Below are 17,431 nucleotides of genomic sequence, written 5' to 3' on the forward strand. Positions count from 1 at the left end.
GCTTTCCGTTCGTCAACACGGATCGAACTTTGCAGAGCCACACCCAGTCAATCGCTCCATGCGTCAACAACTCAGGTAGCTCGCCATGTACAACCCCTTTCAGATTCTGACCGATGCCTTCCAGGCCGATTACCGGGTCAACCTCAGCCTGGAGCGCCTGGACGGCAACATCATGCTCACCCTCACGGACGAAAGCGGCGTGGTGGCGCGGCGCATGATCAGCCCCGCGCAGCGCAACGACCAGAAGCGCCTGGAGCGGGTGATCGAGAGCATCCGTTTCGGGATCGCGATCGAAAAAGGGCATAACGTCGGCGAAATGCTCAGCGCGATGACCAGCGGCAAAAGCATTCCGCCCATCGCCAACCGCCAGCCCGGGCGGGTCACCGGCCCCCTCGCCGTCGGCATCTGAGCGCCCTGGCGGGCGCTCGGGCTCAGGCCTCTTCTTCGCCGCGCGTGACCTGCAGGCGGCGCCTCGGGTTGACGCTGTCGCTGGCTTCCGAGGGGAAGCGTGACGAGGCGAAGCGCACCACCAGGATCGACAGCGCCAGCAGCAGGATCGCACCGCAGACATACACGATGCTCTCGTCGGGGCGGTTATGGTGCGAAACGTCGGAGATCAGCAGGCGCGTCAGCGCGGTGATCGCCACGTAGATCAGGAAGCGCACCGGCATGTGGTTGGTCTTGAAGTAGATTCCCACCATCGCCCCCAGCTCCAGGTAGATGAACAGCAGCAGGATGTCATCTACCGTGATGTGCCCCTTCTCCACCATCCCCAGGAATGCCACCACCGCCGCCCAGGCGGTAATCCCCCCGATGGCGAACAGCGCCAGGTAGTGGAAGCTCTCCACCAGCAGGTTGCCCAGCGACTCGGCCAGCCCATGCACGTTGCCGCGCAACTCTTCAGCCCATTTGATTTTCACGATCCAGCTCCTCGGTACGTCTTGGTGGCGATGGTGAATCACCGGGATGACGATCAGACCTTGCAGGATGGAGGCCAGCGGTCCCGGCCCCATGAGATGCGCGGGTGCGGCCTAACGCCACGGGACAGGTTGTCGCAGGGGGCGACGAGGAGCAGGACAGCGGCGCTGGCATGGCCTATGAATGAGAGCTGTTGACGGAGAAATCCGACCCATATACTGTACGCACATCCAGTATCTTACAGACCGATTTCAAAGGTGAGAGGTGATGAATGGCCGTCGAAGTGGTGTACCGCAGCAGCCGCGACCCGGAGCGCTTGTTCATGGATAAAGCCGAAGCCGACCGTTACGACAAGATGCTCGAACTGGCCGAATCCCTGGCCACCGTTCTGAACAAGGCCGTGCCCTCGCTGAGCGAGCAGCAGGTCGAAGAGCTGGGCATCTTCATGGCCCGCAACCGCGACATCTTCGCCCGCGCCTTCAAGAACCAACCCGATGCCCTCGCCGAACTGGATGCCCCTCCCGCCGACGAGTGACCCGAACACCCCTCATTGCAGGCATGCCCGTCCTGCACCGAGCCCGCTGCCCCAGCGGGCTTTTTTTATGCCGGGCAAAAGCCCGCGCCGTCACCTTGCGCCGTTTGTTCAAGCCCTTGGCCACCGCCCGATCGCATGCTGCAAGCCCCTTGTGAAGGAGCTTCGCCATGCGCCGTCTGTTCGCCTGCCTCTATGCCCCGGTCTTTCTCCTCAGCTTCCTCGCCCTGGCCCTGTGGATGACCGAGCACCTGCCCTTGCCCTGGTTGCTGTTGTTGCTGATCCCGGCCATCACCGCCTGCTTTCTCGCCGAAGCCTGGCTGCCCTATGAACGAGCCTGGAACCGCAACCACGGCGACCGCCTGCGCGACTCGCTGCACGCGCTGGTCAACGAAGGGCTCAACTGCCTGGGCATCCTGGTCATCCCGTTGAGTGCGGCGCTGCTGCCCGACATCGGGGTCTGGCCCCACCACTGGCCCCTGGCGCTGCAACTGCTGGTCGCCATCCTCGCCGCCGACCTGGGCATCACCCTGATGCACTACGCCAGCCACCGCATCGGCTTCCTCTGGCGCCTGCACGCGGTGCACCACAGCGTGAAGCGCATGTACGGTTTCAACGGGCTGATGAAACACCCGCTGCACCTGGGCTGCGAGGCTCTGGCCGGCACCTTGCCGCTGTTGCTGCTGGGCATGCCGGAACAGGTCGCCGCCCTCCTCGCCCTGGCCATCACCCTGCAACTGCTGCTCCAGCACAGCAACGTCGACATGCGCATCGGCGCCCTGCGCCACCTGTTCGCCTGGGCACCGGTGCACCGCTTCCACCACATGAAATACGGCCGCGCGGGCGACGTGAACTTCGCCTTGTTCTTCAGCTTCTGGGACCGCCTGCTGGGCACAGCCTTCCACAGCGACTACCGCATGCACGGCGACGACCTCGGCATCGGCAGCCGCCCCGACTACCCCGACGCCTACCTCGCGCAACTGGCCGAGCCCTTCCGTGAAAGCACGGGCGAACACCCCGCCCCGGAGATTCCGCAGGGATTGATGCGTTCGTAGGGCGGCCGCGAGAGCAGCGATGCAACCTGCGATAGGATGCGCATCCGCACGCAGGGATGAACGATGAACGCACGGACCTATACGCCCCTCTCAATTGCCAGGGCTCTCCTGCGCTGGCTCCTCCGGTTGCTGCTCGTACTGCTACTCATCCCGGTGGTCGCCTACCTGTACTTCGTGGCCACCCGCTTCCTGCCCGCCAAGCCCGGGCTGGATGCGGCAATGGCTCCTTATCAGGGGCCAGCGCCGCACCTGCGAATGTTGAGGGATATCGTCTGGGCAGATGCCCAGGGCTTTATGCGGCTTCCCAGCCTGCCGAGCTGGATGAATGAGCCGGATGTACGGCTGACGGGCTACCTCGCACGCTTGATATCCATGGAGGGAGAGCGCCCTCGCTCCACGCTGCAACGGCACCTCGGCGATTTGGCGTGGCAGCTGTCGCTGAATATCAGCTACGACCGTGAATCCATCACATCCCTGTGGAGTGCCAAAGCGTTCTCTCCTGCAGGCGCCGGAATGGAGGCAGCCGCGCTGCACTACTTCAACCGCCCACTCCACGAACTGGAGTGCCACGACCTGGCGGCGCTGGTGGTGATGGTCCGAGCCCCCAGGCGCTTCGCCCCCGGTTCGGCGGCCTCGGAAGAACGTATCCGCGCAACCGGCCTGGAGGCCGCCTGTAGACAACCCATGACAGACAACGCGGAAACGCCGTAGGGCGGGTGAAACCCGCGAAACCATGCGCCACAGACGTCGGGTTGCACCCGACCTACGTGTCTGTCCCGACGTCCCGAAAAGCGGGCGGATGAATTCGCCCCTACAGATGCGACCTGCCGAGGCGAACTCCGTCGGGTGGACCACCCTACGGGCACCGCGTTTCCCGTTGAGGCCGTGAAACGAAACCTCGCAAGCACGGCCCGTAGGATGGCGTAGAGCGCAGCGAAACCCATCACTGGCAGCCCCAGGTGCTTCCGCTCAGCCGATCAGGCGCAGTTGCAGGTTGCCGAGGTTGCGGTCGGCGCGGATGCCGAAGGTGGTGCGCATGGTGCGGGAGAAGTGCGCGGCGTCGGCGAAGCCGGCGCCGTGGGCGGCCTGGGTGAGGGGTTGGCCTTCGAGGGCCAGGCGCAGGGCGAGGCGCAGCCGGCGCCAGAGCACCAGGCGGCGGACGGAGAGGCCGACCTGTTCGCCGAACAGGCGCTCCAGCTGGCTGAGGGAGAGGCAGGCGCGGCTGGCCAGGGCCTGGGCGCTGACCTTGTCGGCCAGCAGTTCATCCACCTCGTCCAGTGCCCGTTGCAGGCGGGCGTCCAGTCCCGGGCGCGGGGCGGCCAGCAGGCGTTCGGCCAGGGCGTGCAGGTCCGTACCGGCGTCGGCCAACAACGCCAGCAAGGCCTGCGGAGCGAAGGCCAGAGGTTCGGCGTATACGGCCAGCAATGCCTGCCCAGGCAGGGCCAGCGCGTGCTCGCGCATGGATTCCACCAGCACCGCCTGGCCGCTCACCGGCTCGCCTTCCACCAGCAGTTGCAGGGGCGCCTGGCGCGCCAGCAGCACCTGGTGGGCGTAGTGGGCGTGGGGCCGGGCATCACCGCTGGCGCCGTCGATCAGGCAGAAATCGCGGGCCAGCCAGAGTGCGCCTTGCCAGGGGGATTCGGTCATCACGGCGTCCTGCCAGTTGCGGGGCGGACAGCATTGGGGGCGGAGGCCGATAGGGCAAGAGGAAGCTGCCGAGCCCAAGCCCATTGCAGTTCGAAGGTCGTCTGCCTAGGGTGCTGTCCTTGTCGATTTGCCTGGCGTTATGGCGGGTCGCGTGAGGAGACCTTCGGGTCTGCCGGTTCCCGTCTTGCCGGTTCGCTAACCTCACGCGCTCCGCCTCCTTTCATCGCCATCTTCTGACATGCAAACGGGACGATCTCCCCAGCAGTCCGATTGTTCGAGTGGCCCCCCCTTCCTATCCTCCGGCGGTCGCGGTCAATCCCGCGACCGGGCGTTGACGGCCCGAAGAGATGGCGCATCGTGCCCACTGGCACATGTGGAAGGCGGCGTATGCCTGTTGTGCCTGCAAACCTCCACATCGCTCAATGGCGGACTGCGCGGGGAGACCCTCAGGTCTGCCGGTCTACATCTCACCGGTTCGTCAACCCCGCGTGGTCCGCCACCCTTACCTTGACGAAACAGAGTGGCGGCTCCTGTACCCGGAGATGGAGCTTCACCATGCACGATGCATTTATCCCCCTCACCTTCTACCGCCACAACCGCCCTCTGCGCGCCTTGATGCTGGATAACCAGCCCTGGTTCGTCGCGGAGGATTTCGCCCGCCTCCTGGGCATGCAACACCCGCAGCAGTTGCATCACCGACTTGGCAGCGGCCATGCCCGGCAGGTGCTGATCGAGTGCGCCAGCGGCCATGCGGAGCCGGTGGATGTGATCAGCGAGGCCGGCCTGTACAAGGCGCTGGTGCGCTTCGGCCACCCGGAGAATCCGCAGCTGGAGCGCTGGCTCAATCGCGAGGTGATCCCCACCCTGCGCGATGCCCATGAGCACGACGGCCAAGTGCCGCGCCGGGTGTTGCTGGCCTGGCAGGGTACGCGGGTGGTGATGCTTAACTGGCAGGGCGAACTCTGGGTGCCGCTGGGGGATATGCCGAGTCTGGTGCGGCTGGGCTAGAGGCAGGTCGCTTTTGGTGGAAGCGGTTTCAAGCGCAAAGTCCCGTGCCCCAGGCCTGATCGCGAATGAATTCGCTCCCACGGGGAAGGCTCGTACCGCTCGGTCTTTCCCCGGCTGAAGCCCGGACCACGGGCACGCCGCCTGCTGTGGGAGCAGTCCGGAGCCGCCTGGTCTAGTCGTCGTGGAAGCGCCGGGCGATGTCCTGGAACCGGGGGTGGATGCGGGCGAAGGCGTCGGTGATGTCCGGATCGAAGTGGTTGCCACGTCCCGCGAGGATGATCGGCACCACGTCCTCGTGAGGCATGGCGGCCTTGTAGCAGCGCTTGCTGATGAGCGCGTCGTACACGTCGGCCAGGGCCATCAGCCGCGCGGAGAGTGGGATCTCGTCACCGGCCAGCCCGGTCGGGTAGCCGCTGCCGTCCCATTTCTCATGGTGGTAGCAGGCGATCTCCTTGGCCAGGCGCAGGAACTCCACTTCCACCCCCAGGGCCTCCTCGGCGTGGACGATGGCTTCCTTGCCCAGGATGGGGTGGTTCTTCATCTGGGCGAATTCCTCGGGCTCCAGCTTGCCGGGCTTGAGCAGGATCCGGTCCGGCACGCCGACCTTGCCGATGTCGTGCAGGGGGGCGGACTTGAACAGCAGGTCGATGGTCTTGGGCGTGAGTTCATCCTGGAAGCGCGGGTGGTCGCACAATTCCTCCGCCAGCAGCTTCACGTAGTGCTGGGTACGCAGGATGTGGTTGCCGGTCTCGTTGTCGCGGGTTTCGGCGAGGGACGCGAGGGAGTGGATGGTGATGTTCTGGATCAGCTCGTTCTCCCGGGTGCGCCGCTCCACCTCCTGTTCGAGGTAGGCGTTCTGGTTGTAGAGCAAGTCCCGCGCGGTCTTCAGTTCCAGGTGGTTGCGCACCCGGGCGAGGACGATGGCGGGGGTGATGGGCTTGTGGATGTAGTCCACGGCGCCGAGGGCCAACCCGTGGGCCTCGGCGCTCTCCTCCACCTGGGCGGTGAGGAAGATCACCGGCACGCCGCGCGCCTGGGGGATTTCCTGCAGCGCCTGCATCACCTGGTAGCCGTCCATGTGGGGCATCACCACGTCGAGGAGGATGAGATCCACCCGGGTGCCCGAGGCGAGGATGTCCAGGGCGCGCTGGCCATTGATGGCGACCTTGACCCGGTAGTGGGGCCCCAGCAGGGCGCTGAGCAGCGAGAGGTTCTCCGGCGTGTCGTCGACCACCAGCAGGGTGGGTTTGCTGTCGGGATCCATCAGGTTGAGCATCGAAGGTGACCTCACTCCATGTTGAACAGGTCGGGCCTGGCGGTCCGGAGTTCGTGCAGATGTGCCAGGGCATCGGTGAAGCGGAACTGCGTCATGGCCTCCGCCATGGCCGGCGCAGCGCCGCCCAGGGCATCGTCGAGCGATGGCCGGTGCTGCTGGAAGAGGGCCAGGGCATCGGCGTCGTCATCGGCCAGCAGGGCCATCAGGCGTGCCACCAGGCCGGGCATGTCGGGTGCCTCCTGCCCGGGCGGGGCGGCGTTCTCCGCCGGCAGCAGCGCTTGCAGGCCCTCGGCCAGGCGCTGCTGCAGCTGCACGCCTTCCTCGGCCAGGGCCAGGAGGCCGCCGAGGTCTTCCTGCCCGGACAGGGCGCCTTCGAGCCGGGCGGAGAGTTCCCGCAGCGACTCGGCGCCCAGGGTGGCGGCGATGCCCTTCAAGGTGTGGGCGTGACGGTGCGCTTCCTCCCGCTGGCCGGCCCGCAGGGCGGCGACCAGGTTCTGCATGGGCTGGCTGCCCTGACGGGCGAAGCTGCGCAGCAGGTCCTCGTACCACTGCCAGTTGTGCATCAGGCGCTGCAACGCCGTCTCGGCGTTCAGGCCCAGTGCCTGCAGCGGCTCCAGCCCATGCTCCGGCGAGGCCGGATGCGGGGCTGGCGGCTCGCTCGGCGCCTCGGCCTGGTGGGCGAAGGCGGGCAGCCAGCGCAGCAGGGCGGCATAGAGTTTCTCGGGGTCGATGGGCTTGGCGATGTGGTCGTCCATGCCGGCCTCCAGGCAGCGCTCGCGGTCGCCGGCCATGGCATTGGCCGTCATCGCCAGGATCGGGATGCGCGCCCCGCCCTGCTCGCGCTCGCGCAGGCAACGGGTCGCAGCCAGGCCGTCCATCACCGGCATCTGCATGTCCATGAGGATCAGGTCGACGGGCACCTGGGCGGCCATTTCCACCGCAATGGCGCCGTTCTCGGCCACCACCACCTCGGCGCCGACCAGCCGCAACAGCCCTTTGGCGACCTGCTGGTTCAGCTCGTTGTCCTCGGCCAGGAGAATCCTCGCGCCGTCGAAGCGCTGGGGCACGGGCGGGGCGGCGGTGCGCGGGGGCAGGGAGGTCGCCTGCTGGCCGAACAGGCCGATGAGGGTGTCGAACAGCACGGAGGCGCACACCGGCTTGACCAATACCCGGTCGAACCCGGCGCCTTCGGCCTCGCGGAACACCTGTTCGCGGCCGTAGCCGGTGACCATGATGCGGTGGGGCCGGCTGGTCATGCCGCGCGCGATGAGCCGGCGCCCGGTCTCGATGCCGTCGAGCCCCGGCATGTGCCAGTCCAGTAGCACCACGTCGTAGGGGCGCCCGTCCTGTTCGGCGTCAGCGATCATCTGCAACGCCTGCTGGCCCGATTCGGCCGTATCCACGGCAAAGGTCATGCTGGCGAGCAGGGTGGCGAGGATGTTGCGCGCGCTGGGGCTGTCGTCAACCACCAGCATGCGCCGGCCGCGCAGGTCCAGGCTGGGCAGGTAGCGGGCGCGTCGCCGCCCCCGGCCGAGCCTCGCGGTGAACCAGAAGGTGCTGCCCTGGCCCGGCTCGCTGTGCACGCCCACCTCGCCCCCCATCAGTTCCGCCAGGCGCCGCGAGATGGCCAGGCCCAGCCCGGTGCCGCCGTACTTGCGGGTGGTGGAGGTGTCGGCCTGCTGGAAGGACTGGAACAGCCGCTGCTGCTGCTCCGGGCTCATGCCGATGCCGGTGTCCTGCACGGAGAAATGCAGCAGCACCTCCTCCGGCCAGGTCTCCAGGCAGTTGACCTTGACCAGAATCTCGCCCTGCTCGGTGAACTTGACCGCGTTGTTGGCGTAGTTGATCAGGATCTGGCCCAGGCGCAGCGGATCGCCGAGCAGCAGCGTGTCCAGCCGGTGGTCGATTTCGAACAGCAGTTCGATGCCCTTGGCTTCGGCCTTCTCCCCCACCAGGGTGGCGAGGTTCTCCAGCACGTGGTCGAGGTCGAACTCGATCCGCTCCAGGTCCAGCTTGCCGGCCTCGATCTTCGAGAAGTCGAGGATGTCGTTGATGATCCCCAGCAGGTGCTGGGCCGAACGCTGGATCTTGCTGAGGTAGTCGAACTGCTGCGGGTCGAGGGGGCCCTGCAGGGCGAGGTGGGCCATGCCGAGGATGGCGTTCATCGGCGTGCGGATCTCGTGGCTCATGTTGGCGAGGAAATCGCTCTTGGCCCGGGTGGCGCTTTCCGCCAGGACATAGGCCTGTTCCAGCTCCTGATTCTTGGCCTGCATCAGGGCGAAGAGTTCGTCACGGGAAGGCTCGGCGAACTGCTGGCGCATGCGCTGCTGCAACTCGGTATCGGGCCAGCGCGGCAACAGGCAGGACAGGACGAGGCTCCCCTCCGCCAGGACGAGCAGGCGAACGCCGCCCTGCAAGGCCCTGGACAGCCTGTGCTGCAGCGGCTGGTCCGCCGACAGGCAAAGCCCCACCTCCTGGGTCCTGTCGTCCAGCCAAAGCTGCAGGTGCAGGGCGGGCACGGTGGCCGCCAACTGGCGCACCAGTTCGGAGGTGGTGCTCGCCAGCGGCGCCATGAAGGCGGGGGACGGGTCGATGCAAGCGAGCACCTGCGCGACCTTGCGCCGGGCCGCCAACGCGGCGCTCGGGCCGTTGAGGGTGATGTCGCCGACCACGTGCCGCATCTAGCCGCCCTCGCCTGCCAGCACGCGCAGCACGATGCAACTCGCATCGTCGGTGCTGCGCCCGCTGTGGGTGATCACCTGGCGAGCCAGGACTGCGGGATCGGCGGCCAGGTCGAGCAGCCCGTCGCGCAGGTTCAGCGTCTCGCTGATCCCGTCGGAATACAGCATCACGACATCCCCGGAATCGATCGGCTGGCGTTGCAGCAAGGGCGTGGGATAGCGCTCGCCGAGCACGCCGTCGCGGGAGACACCACGCCAGGCCTCGCGACCGCGCAGGCAGATGCGGGTGTTGCCGATGCCGGCGTAGCTCAGCTCGCCGCGCTCGCCGTTGACCAGCGCCACGCCGGCCGCCGCCCCCCGGGTGCCGATGCAGTGATGGTGCAATACCTGCAGCAGGCGGGTGGGTTCCTGCTCCGGGGTCTGCTGCAGGACCGCCTCGAGGGCTCGGGCCAGTTGGTGGGCCGAGGCGCCATGGCCGCTGACGTCGATCAGCACCAGCGACACCCCGTCCGGCCCTGCCCGCGTAAAGGCCAGGTCACCGGAAACGCGCTCCGGGTGGCAGGGGCGGTTCTCGCTGGCCCATTCCAGGTGCAGGCGCGCCCGCCCCGCCCCCGGCAGCGGCAGGGAGAGGCGTGCGGTATTCGGGGCCGGCCCCAGCCACTTGCGCGCCAGTACCTGCGTACCGCCCTCCGGCGGCAGGGTGATGGACAGCTCGGACATCATCCGACGCACGCCGGGCAGCCCCAGCCCCAGGGTGCCCGAGGTGCTGTAGTGGTCCTGCACGGCCTGCTCCACATCGGCGATGCCCGGGCCCTGGTCACGGGCGACGATGTCAATGCAGGGACGCCCCTCGGCCTGGTTGAAGGCTAGCGTCACCTCGCCCTTCACCGCGTACTTGAGGATGTTGCTGCCCAGCTCAGACACCACGGTGGAGAGCATCGCGCGGTCCACCTCGGACAGGCCGGCCAGGAAGGGCAGCCGGCGCACCGACATCACTGCCAGGTGCAGGTCCACGTCGTGGCGCAACGGGTAGCGGGCCTCCCTGGCGTCCCGTTCCCCGGCCATGGCCTAGGCCGCTCCCTTGCAGCTGCGCGCGTGGGCCAGGGCGTCGTCCATGTCGATGAAGCAGCGCAACGGGCCGGGGTCGGCATCGGCCAGTGCGAGGAAGGCAGCGATCCCGGGATTCAGGCCGACCAGCAGGCAGTTCGCGCCGAGCAGGCGGCACACGTCCGCCACCTTGCGCACTTGCTTGAACTCGTGATGGTCGAGCAGCGTGACCGCAGAGAAATCCAGCAGCACGGCATGCGGGCGCCCCGAGAGCAGGCGTTGCGACAGCACCTGCATGAAGCGCTGCATGCCCTCGTCGCCCAGGTCCGGGCGCATGCTGACGACGATGCAATCGGCGACGTCGGCGATGCCCAGGTCGTTGCTTTCCAGCTCCATGACCGCCTCCTAGAGCGCGGACCCGACTCGCTTGAGGGCGATCTCGAAGGCGTCGCGCAGGGTGGCGGTGGTGCGGATGTCGCCCACCGAGACGCCCAGCTCCACCATGGTCCGGGCGATGGCCGGGGACACCCCGGAGATGATCGCCTCGCAGCCCATGAACTGGGTGGCCTTGGTGATCTTGATCAGCTGGTTGGCGACGCCGGTGTCCACCGTGGCGACGCCGGCGATGTCCAGCACGAAGACCCGGGCGCGGGTCTCGGCGATCTTGGTCAGCGACTTGTTCATCACGTCGGCGGTGCGCATGGAGTCGATGATGCCCACCAGCGGCAGCAAGAGGATGCCGTCCCAGATGGGGGTGACCGGAGTGGACATCTCCTGCAGCGACTGGTGCAGCTCCTCGCGTACCCGGGCGGCTTCCTCGGCCTCCTCCATCGCCTGCTTGAGGCGGCGGTTCTGCTCGACCTGGGCGGTGATGTCGGTAGCGAATTTGACGATCTTGCAGGGCTTGCGGTCCAGGTCCAGCACCGGGTTGTAGGAGCCCTGGATCCAGACCTCGTGCCCATCCTTGGCCACCCGGCAGAACTCGCCGGCCAGGTATTCGCCGCGCCGCAGGGTGTCCCAGAAGGCGCGATAGTCCGCCGACTGGGCGTAGTCCGGGTCCACCAGGAGGCGGTGGTGCTGGCCCTTCAGCTCCTCCAGCTGGTAGCCGACGGTCTCCAGGAAGCGCGGGTTGGCGTCGAGGATGGTACCGTCCAGGGCGAACTCGACCTTGCCCATCACACGGCTCAGGGCATCGATCTGGCCTTCGAAGTTGGCGGTGGCCTGCTTCTTCTCGGTCAGGTCGATGGCGTACTCGAGGATGCGCTGGGTGCGACCCTCGGCGTCGCGCAACGGGCAACAGCCACCACGCAGCCAGACGTCGCGCCCCTGGCTGTCGCGGTAGTGAAGCTCCCCTTCCCAGGCCTGGCCGTTGCGCAGGTTTTCCCAGAGCGCCTCGTAGGCCGGGGAGTGGCTCTCGTCAGGAGGAAGCAGGATGCGATGGGACTGACCGCGGAGGTCGGCCAGGTCGTACCCCGTGATACGGAGGAAGTGTGGATTGGCGTCCAGTATCCGACCGTCCGGGGAGACCTCCAACCGGGTCATCACCTGATCGACGGCGCCCAACTGGGCCTGAGCAAAGGCAAAAGCAGAAGCAGAGTCGAACTGATCAGAGGAAGCTTGAACGTCCATGGTCTCTCCGACAGGAAGAGGTGTTGACTCAGGGCTACAGGAGTTATAGCCCAGCGGCGCGGATTGCGAGGGGCAGTGCCCAACGATCGACAAGCGCTTCGCCGGGGGCGACGGAACGGGCCCCGAACCGGGGGCATGCGGTGCTCGGGCGCCCCATCCCTGGGGCGCGATGGGTCAGGGTTGCTCCAGCGCCACCACCAGGGCCTTGAGGAAGCGCGCGGCCTCGCCGCCGGTGACGGCGCGGTGGTCGAAGGTGAGCGACAGCGGCAGGATCGGGTGCACCGCGGGCTTGCCCTCCCAGGCCACCACTTCGTCGCGGATGCCGCCGGCGCCGATGATCGCCACCTGGGGCGGTACCACCACCGGGTTGGCGTAGCGGCCGAACAGGGTGCCGAAGTTGGACAGGGTGAGGGTCGCGCCCATCATTTCCTGCGGCGGAATGGAGCGCGCCTGCACGTCGGCGCGCAGCCGCGCCATGCCTTGCTTGAGGTCTTCAGCGCTGCGCCCGCCCACATCCCGCAGCACCGGGACGAAGAGCCCGTCCGGCGTGTCGACGGCGATGCCGAGATCGAGCGTGTCGTGCCGGCGGATGGAGAGCACGCGGCCATCGAACCAGCTGTTGAGGATGGGCTCCACCTCGCAGGCGGCGGCGATGGCCTTGCCGAGGCGGATCAGCGGGTCACGCGCCCGCTCCCAGCGGTGCAGGTCGGCGTCGCCGTAGATCGTTACCGGCACCACTTCGGCGTGGGAGCGGGCCATGTTGATCGCCATGCTGCGGCGCACCCCGCGCAGGCGTTCGCCGCCGAAGCGGTCGCGGGCACTCTGCGCCGCCGCCTCGACATCGGCGCGGGTCACCAGGCCTTCGGCACCGCTGCCCTGCAGCCCGGCCAGCTCGACACCGAGCCGCTGGGCCAGTTGGCGCACCGCCGGGGTGGCGCGAGGGGCGAGGTGCTCGCGGGTAGAGGGGGCGGCGCCGACGAAAAAGGCATCGGCACGGGCATCACCGCCGCCTTCCAGGCGCCCGACCACGGTGCCGGCGTCGCTGTCTTCGCCGTCGTAGGCCAGCAGCGGTTCGCCGACATGGAGGATGTCGCCTTCACGGCCGAACAGCTTGGCCACCAGGCCGTCGTAGGGGGCGGGGATGTCCACCAGGGCCTTGGCGGTTTCCACCGAGACCACGATCTGGTCGGCGTGCACGGTGTCGCCGGCCTTGATGTGCCACTCGACGATTTCGGCCTCCTGCAGGCCTTCGCCAAGGTCGGGCAGTTTGAAGTGTTTCATGGTCGTCTCCTCGGCTCGTCAGGCGTAGTCCAGCACCAGTTCGCAGGCCGCGAGGATGTCCTCGGGGCTGGGGATGTAGAGCTGCTCCAGGCGGTACAGGGGCGGCGGGATGTCCGGCGCGGTGACGCGCTGGATGGGCGCCTGCAGGTCGAGCAGCGCGCGCTCGTAGAGGCTGGCGGCGATCTCAGCCCCCACCCCGCAGGAGCGCGGCGCCTCGTGGACGATGACGCAGCGCCCGGTCTTGCGCACCGAGGCTTCGAGGGTGTCGAGGTCCAGGGGCTTGATGCAGGCGACGTCGATCACCTCGGCGCTGATGCCCTGCTCTTCCAGGCGCTGGGCGGCCTGCAGGGTTTCGTGGACGCTGGCGCCCCAGCTGACCAGGGTGATGTCGGCGCCCTCGCGCAGGGTGAAGCAGCTGTCCAGGGGCAGGCGCTGGCCGTCGTCCACCAGCGGCTGCGGGTTCATCCGGTAGAGCCGCGTGGGCTCGAGGAAGACCACCGGGTCCGGGTCGTCGATGGCCGCCAGCAGCAGGCCGTAGGCGCGGGCCGGTGACGAGGGGATGACCACGCGCACGCCGGGGATCTGGGCGAAGATCGCCTCGGTGCTCTCGCTGTGGTGTTCCGGCGCACGGATGCCGGCGCCCATGGGGCTGCGCAGCACCATGGAGCAGCCGAGGCGGCCCCGGGTGCGGTTGCGCATGCGGCTGGCGTGGGACACCAGGTGCTCCATGGCGGCGTAGATGAAGCCGAGGAACTGGATTTCCATCACCGGCTTGAGGCCCTGGGCAGCCATGCCGACGCAGAGCCCGGCGATCATGGTTTCCGCCAGCGGCGTGTCGATCACCCGCTTGAAGCCGAAGGCCTCGCGCAGGCCGAGGGTGGCGCGGAACACGCCGCCGTTGACGCCGACGTCCTCGCCCAGCACGACGACGTTCTCGTCCTCTTGCATGGCGCGGTGCAGGGCCAGGTTGACGGCTTCCAGCAGGGCGCGCCTTTCCAGGGTCACAGGCTTATTCATGGCGGGTCACCTCGCGACGGGCAGCCCGCTCCAGGAGCATTTCGCGCTGCTCGGACAGGGCCGCCGGCCAACGGGCGTAGACCTGGTCGATGATGGATTCCACCGGCTGGTTGCCGGCCGCCTCGAAGCGCTCCACCGCCGCCTGGACCTCTTTCTGGCACTCGGCGATGAGCGCCTGCTCGCGGCCCTCGTCCCACACCGCGCTGGCGGCGAGGTAGGCCTGCAGGCGCTTGATGGGTTCCTCCTGCCAGGCCTTCTTCACCTCGTCGGCGCTGCGGTAGCGGGTGGCGTCGTCGGCGGTGGTGTGATCGCCCAGGCGGTAGCTGATGCACTCCAGCAGCACCGGGCCCTTGCCGTGGCGGGCCCGGTCCAGCGCCGCGCGCATGCGGTCGTAGACGGCGAGCATGTCGTTGCCGTCCACCTGCTCGCCGGGGAAGCCGGCGCCGATGGCCTTCTGCGCCAGGGTGGCGGCGCCGCACTGGATGCTGCGCGGCACCGAGATGGCCCATTGGTTGTTGTTGACCACGAAGACCATGGGCAGCTGCCAGGCGCCGGCGACGTTGAGCGCTTCGAGGAAGTCGCCCTTGCTGGTGGCGCCGTCGCCGCAGGTGGTGACGGCGACGCGGTGCTCGCCACGGATCTTGAACGCGGTGGCCACCCCGCAGGCATGCAGGGCCTGGGTGGCGATGGGCACGCAGAGAGGAAAGTCCTGCGCCACGGCCGGATCGGCGTAGGCGCTGCCGCGCTCGTCGCCGCCCCAGTAAAGGAGGATTTCCTCCATGCGCACGCCACGCATGAGCTGCACGGCGGTGTCGCGGTAATAGGGCACCAGCACGTCTTCGGCGCCCATGAGGCTGCCGATGGCGACGCCGATCGCCTCCTGCCCGAGGGTGGGCGCATAGGTGCCGATGCGGCCGGTGCGCTGCAGGGCCACGGCCTTCTGGTCGAACAGGCGGGTCAGGACCATCTGCCGGTAGAGCCGGGTCAGCAGGTTGAAGTCGTCGGCCCAGGCGGGCAGCTCGCCGAGCAGGCGCCCTTCGGGGTCCAGGTGGCGCGTGTAGGGGATGTCGATCCTGGGGTTGTGCATGTCACTCCTCCTCACCTCGTGGGTGCTTCAAGGGTGGCGGCGTTCGTGGCGCCGCATGGTGGGACGGTGGGCCGGATCACGGCCCTGGTCCCGGCTCCCGCGACGGGCGCGGGAGGCCCTGCTCAACGGTAGAGCAGGCGCTCCGCCAGGGCATCGGCAACGCGCGCGGGTGAGCGCTTGTCGGCCTGGGCGTGGGCGTAGATTTCGGTCAGGCGCTGACCGATGCGCGACAGGTGCGCGGTGATGGCGGGCAGCTCGTCGCCCTTGTGCTTGAGGGCGACATAGATGAGCCCGCCGGAGTTGATCACGTAGTCGGGGGCATAGAGGATGCCGCGGGCCTCCAACCCGTCGGCGCTGTCGGCGCTGGCCAGCTGGTTGTTCGCCGCTCCCGCCACCGCCGCGCAACGCAGCTGGGGGATGGTCTGCGGGTTGAGCACGCCGCCGAGGCCGCAGGGCGCGAGGATGTCGCAAGGCGTGGTGAGCAGTGCTTCGCTGGCCACCGGCTGGGCGCCGAGCTGCTCCACGGCGAGCTGCACGCGGCCGGGGTCGAGGTCGCTGACCAGCAGTTCGGCTCCGGCCGCCACCAGTTGCTCAGCCAGGGCGTAGCCGACGTTGCCGAGGCCCTGGATGGCCACGCGCAGGCCTTCGAGGTCATCGCTGCCGAGACGCGCCTGGGCGCTGGCGCGGATGCCGGCGAACACGCCCATGGCGGTGTGCGGCGAGGGGTCGCCGGCGGAGCTGGTGCTGGTGACGTGGCGGGTGTGCTGGGCGATGCAGTCCATGTCAGCGCTGGAGGTGCCGCTGTCCACCGCGGTGACGTAGCGCCCGCCGAGGGACTCGATCATGCGGCCGAAGGCTTCGAACAGCGCGGCGCGGTTATCCACATGGGCGGGGCGCATGATCACCGCCTTGCCGCCCCCCTGTTCGAGGCCGGCGAGCGCGGCCTTGTAGCTCATGCCCTGGGCCAGGCGCACGGCATCGCGGATGGCGCTTTCTTCATTGGGGTAGGCGAGGTAGCGGCAGCCGCCGAGGGCCGGGCCGAACCGGGTGTCGTGGATCGCGATCACGGCCTTGAGCCCGGTGACCGGGTCCTGGGCGAGATGCAGCGCTTCGAGCCGCGCGGTCTCCATCATGTTGAACATGGCGAGCCCCTTGGTGAGGTTAGGAGCCAGTATAGGCGGCGGGCGCGGCACCGGGTCGCCGCCCGCCCACTGGACGAAAATCCGGCCGCCAGCTACAACCGTGGGGCGAACCGGAGATGCGCCATGAACCCTCGCCAACGTTGCCTCGCCTGCCTCGAAACCGACCCGCCCGCCCCCCTGGAGGCGGCGCTATGGGTTGCCGCCGAGCATGACCCGACGGTGAACCCGGCAACGGTGCTGCGGGATGTGGCGAGCCTCACCCAGCAGGTGGCGGCGGGCTTGCCGCAGTTGCCCGCCATCGAGCTGGCGCAACCGCTGTTGCGCCGCCTGAGCGAGCTGGACTTCAACGAGGACGACGACCAACCGCTGCGCCCCCGTGCCGCGCTGCTGGACCAGGTGCTGCTGCGCCGCCGCGGGCAGCCGTTGTCCCTCGCGTTGCTGGCCTTGGAGCTGGCCGCACGCCTGGATATTCCACTGGTGGGGGTGAACTTCCCCGGGCACTTCCTGCTGCGCGTACCCGGTGCCGATCACCTGCTGGACCCTTGCGGCGGTCGCCGCCTCTATACCCGCGACTGCCGCGACCTGCTGCTGCGCACCCTCGGCCCCAAGGCCGAGCTGCAGGCTTCGCACCTGCGCCAGTGCGACGCCCGCGAGCAGTTGCAGCGGCTGTCACGCAACCTGCGCCAGCTGCACCTGCAGGCGGAAAAGCCGCTGGAAGCCTTGAAGGACGCCGAGCGGGTGCTGGAACTGGGCGTTGCCAACCTGGTGGACCACCTGGCCCGCGCCGATATCTACAAGCAGCTGGAATGCCCCCAGGCCGAACGCTTCGACCTGCAGCGCGCCCTGCTGCTCTGTGAAGACACGGCCCAGCGCCTGCTGCTGACCCAGCGCCTGGAACAGCTCGGCCACGAGGCGACGCCGGCGTTGCATTGAGTGGGCCTGTCGCTCCGTGGTGATGGGTTTCGCTTCGCTCTACACCATCCTACGAACTGCAGGAACGACCCCGAACCGCCGAGTGAACGCGACCACCGTAGGATGGGTAGAGCCCCACGAAACCCATCGTTACACGGCAAGGCATTTCACTCCCCCACCCAACGACCACGCGTTCCCG

General features: G+C 68.2%; 17 protein-coding genes. 6 read left to right on the forward strand and 11 right to left on the reverse strand.

Annotated elements, in window-relative coordinates; genetic code table 11:
• Nucleotides 1–85 precede the first annotated feature (85 nt).
• Complete coding sequence (locus ACXI0U_RS18790; RefSeq protein WP_021222038.1) at nt 86–409, forward strand: DUF3509 domain-containing protein; 324 nt, start codon at nt 86–88, stop codon at nt 407–409.
• Between the two features lie 22 nt (nt 410–431).
• Here the strand turns inward: ACXI0U_RS18790 and ACXI0U_RS18795 are convergent, their stop codons facing one another.
• Nucleotides 432–920 carry a phosphate-starvation-inducible protein PsiE gene (locus ACXI0U_RS18795; protein WP_021222037.1) on the reverse strand — a complete coding sequence of 163 codons (489 nt, stop codon included), beginning with the start codon at nt 918–920 and terminating at the stop codon, nt 432–434.
• Between the two features lie 269 nt (nt 921–1,189).
• Here ACXI0U_RS18795 and ACXI0U_RS18800 point away from each other — a divergent pair, with 269 nt between their 5' ends.
• The 3 genes from ACXI0U_RS18800 (at nt 1,190) to ACXI0U_RS18810 (ending at nt 3,216) form a co-directional block, all read left to right on the forward strand.
• A complete protein-coding gene (locus ACXI0U_RS18800) occupies nt 1,190–1,453 on the forward strand; it encodes a YebG family protein (RefSeq protein WP_316925770.1) in 264 nt (87 codons plus the stop codon).
• A 167-nt stretch (nt 1,454–1,620) separates the two neighbouring features.
• The gene (locus tag ACXI0U_RS18805) at nt 1,621–2,505 is read left to right on the forward strand and encodes a sterol desaturase family protein (protein WP_479550672.1); all 885 of its coding nucleotides are present in this window, start codon (nt 1,621–1,623) and stop codon (nt 2,503–2,505) included.
• 63 nt (nt 2,506–2,568) lie between these two features.
• The gene (locus ACXI0U_RS18810; protein ID WP_374978876.1) at nt 2,569–3,216 is read left to right on the forward strand and encodes a transglycosylase domain-containing protein; all 648 of its coding nucleotides are present in this window, start codon (nt 2,569–2,571) and stop codon (nt 3,214–3,216) included.
• A 258-nt stretch (nt 3,217–3,474) separates the two neighbouring features.
• On the opposite strand, the gene ACXI0U_RS18815 is transcribed toward ACXI0U_RS18810, so the two are convergent.
• Nucleotides 3,475–4,152, reverse strand: coding sequence for a helix-turn-helix domain-containing protein (locus ACXI0U_RS18815; protein WP_479550673.1), 678 nt, complete (start codon nt 4,150–4,152; stop codon nt 3,475–3,477).
• Nucleotides 4,153–4,707: 555 nt separating this feature from the next.
• On the opposite strand from ACXI0U_RS18815, the gene ACXI0U_RS18820 reads away from it, so the two are divergent.
• Nucleotides 4,708–5,160, forward strand: a complete 453-nt coding sequence (locus ACXI0U_RS18820) for a BRO-N domain-containing protein (RefSeq protein WP_316925774.1) — start codon at nt 4,708–4,710, stop codon at nt 5,158–5,160.
• Nucleotides 5,161–5,332: 172 nt separating this feature from the next.
• Here ACXI0U_RS18820 and ACXI0U_RS18825 read toward each other — a convergent pair whose 3' ends face one another.
• From ACXI0U_RS18825 to ACXI0U_RS18865, 9 genes are all read right to left on the reverse strand, one after another.
• Nucleotides 5,333–6,436, reverse strand: a complete 1,104-nt coding sequence (locus tag ACXI0U_RS18825; protein ID WP_479550674.1) for a response regulator — start codon at nt 6,434–6,436, stop codon at nt 5,333–5,335.
• Nucleotides 6,437–6,447: 11 nt separating this feature from the next.
• Complete coding sequence (locus ACXI0U_RS18830; RefSeq protein ID WP_479550675.1) at nt 6,448–9,117, reverse strand: hybrid sensor histidine kinase/response regulator; 2,670 nt, start codon at nt 9,115–9,117, stop codon at nt 6,448–6,450.
• Nucleotides 9,118–10,182, reverse strand: a complete 1,065-nt coding sequence (locus ACXI0U_RS18835) for a SpoIIE family protein phosphatase (protein ID WP_479550676.1) — start codon at nt 10,180–10,182, stop codon at nt 9,118–9,120.
• A gap of 3 nt (nt 10,183–10,185) precedes the next feature.
• On the reverse strand, nt 10,186–10,560 hold the full coding sequence (locus ACXI0U_RS18840; protein ID WP_479550677.1) for an STAS domain-containing protein: 375 nt from the start codon (nt 10,558–10,560) through the stop codon (nt 10,186–10,188).
• Between the two features lie 9 nt (nt 10,561–10,569).
• Nucleotides 10,570–11,706: a PAS domain-containing protein gene (locus ACXI0U_RS18845; protein WP_479550678.1), complete on the reverse strand. Its 1,137-nt coding sequence runs from the start codon at nt 11,704–11,706 to the stop codon at nt 10,570–10,572.
• A 261-nt stretch (nt 11,707–11,967) separates the two neighbouring features.
• Nucleotides 11,968–13,074, reverse strand: a complete 1,107-nt coding sequence (locus ACXI0U_RS18850) for a dihydrolipoamide acetyltransferase family protein (RefSeq protein ID WP_431482658.1) — start codon at nt 13,072–13,074, stop codon at nt 11,968–11,970.
• Nucleotides 13,075–13,092: 18 nt separating this feature from the next.
• Nucleotides 13,093–14,091, reverse strand: a complete 999-nt coding sequence (locus tag ACXI0U_RS18855) for an alpha-ketoacid dehydrogenase subunit beta (RefSeq protein WP_111260054.1) — start codon at nt 14,089–14,091, stop codon at nt 13,093–13,095.
• On the reverse strand, nt 14,084–15,178 hold the full coding sequence (gene pdhA / locus ACXI0U_RS18860; protein WP_479550679.1) for a pyruvate dehydrogenase (acetyl-transferring) E1 component subunit alpha: 1,095 nt from the start codon (nt 15,176–15,178) through the stop codon (nt 14,084–14,086). The genes ACXI0U_RS18855 and pdhA overlap by 8 nt, the downstream gene beginning before the upstream one ends.
• Before the next feature lie 122 nt (nt 15,179–15,300).
• Entirely contained in the window at nt 15,301–16,320 is a 1,020-nt protein-coding gene (locus ACXI0U_RS18865) for a Glu/Leu/Phe/Val dehydrogenase family protein (protein ID WP_043239942.1), read from the reverse strand.
• A gap of 123 nt (nt 16,321–16,443) precedes the next feature.
• Between ACXI0U_RS18865 and ACXI0U_RS18870 the strand changes: the two genes are divergently transcribed.
• Nucleotides 16,444–17,253 (forward strand): SirB1 family protein, encoded by an 810-nt coding sequence (locus ACXI0U_RS18870; protein ID WP_316925780.1) that lies wholly within the window; start codon nt 16,444–16,446, stop codon nt 17,251–17,253.
• Nucleotides 17,254–17,431: the final 178 nt, after the last annotated feature.

The sequence above is a fragment of the Pseudomonas sp. C9D1 genome, assembly GCF_056491235.1.